Below are 1343 nucleotides of genomic sequence, written 5' to 3' on the forward strand. Positions count from 1 at the left end.
GTTGCGGCGACGAGTTCATGCATTGCCCTGATGAGGAGGACAGTCATTTGCCACTCTGTCCGCTCGACAATCCCGGGTATAAGGGGTGGGTCGACTTTGGCTCCTTCGCGCCCGACAAGTCCAACGTGGTGGAGGTCCTGATTGGCGAGGTCGAATACGGGGTGGCTGGGCCCATGCGGATTTACCCACGAATTCAGAGCGATCCACTCCAGCCGCCGCCAAGCTCGCATGAGTTGGTCGGGTACCCAAAAATATGCAACGACGCCGTCGTCTGTCACGACTTGTCTCAGGTCGACTCGGTGGAGTAGCTGAAGATAGGCCTGTGTGGGCCCGTATCCCATGCAGGCGTAATTGTGAACGGATTTTCCTTGTTCGCTGAACAGGCGAGCAGCGAAAGTCTCGTCGTCGTTGACTCCGTGCCCAAAAGCCCAAGAGCAGCCCAGGATCGCAACTTCTGAAGATTCCCCGGAGTAGCCAGTCTCGCGCCTTCCGGAGCCGTCGATATTGTATCGAGCGCGAAACTCAAACGAGGGATGAACGGCCTTAGCCCCCTCCAGGTGCGACCAGCCAAGCACAGGGTCCGCCTGGAACATGCCGAGGCGCGGTTTCCTGATTCGAGTGTAAGGAATCCCGTGGAGGGCGGCATTCAGTATTTTTGAGCGCACCAGAGGTGTGCGGGGCGCTATGAGCGAGAGCGCCTGATAATACATATCGAGAGGTCGCATGCTCCGCCACTCAATCCAGTTCCGTGACAGGGGGGATGGTTATGGTGACGGCAGACTGCTTCCTTCGATCGAGAATGTTGTCTCCCATGCACAGGTAGTCAATCTCCGTGCGAAGAAACGTCTTCACGGCGTCTTCGGGGGTGCAGACTATGGGTTCGCCCCTGACGTTGAACGACGTGTTCACCAGCACGGGAGTTCCTGTTATGGAACCGAATGTGCGAAGCAGATTCCAGAACAGTGGATGGGTGGTGCGGTCGACTGTCTGAAGGCGCGCCGAATGGTCAACATGAGTGATGGCCGGCAGAAGGCTGCGAACCTGTCCGACACGGTCCTCGGGCCGGACACTCCTGTCTGTACTGGACACCGGTATTCGGAGGTCGTTCCGGACTGGCGCTACGAACAGCATGTAAGGCGAGTCAGTAGGAGGTTCGAAGTAGTCTTTCGCATCCTCAATAGGTACGGCAGGAGCGAACGGCCGGAATGATTCCCGATTCTTGACTGCCAAATTGAGATGCCTCTGCAGACCAGGTGATCTGGGGTCCCCAAGGATGGACCGACTGCCGAGTGCCCGGGGCCCAAACTCCTCCCTGCCCTGGAACCATGCGACGATCTTCCCCG

General features: G+C 58.2%; 2 protein-coding genes. Both read right to left on the bottom strand.

Annotated features, from left to right (window positions below; genetic code table 11):
- Positions 1-725: hypothetical protein (locus ACZ5CR_RS45470; protein ID WP_468869635.1), on the bottom strand; the 725-nt coding region annotated here is incomplete at its 3' end.
- Between the two features lie 10 nt (positions 726-735).
- Positions 736-1343: carbamoyltransferase C-terminal domain-containing protein (locus ACZ5CR_RS45475; RefSeq protein ID WP_468869637.1), on the bottom strand; the 608-nt coding region annotated here is incomplete at its 5' end.

This window comes from Streptomyces sp. NPDC031274 (assembly GCF_055570235.1).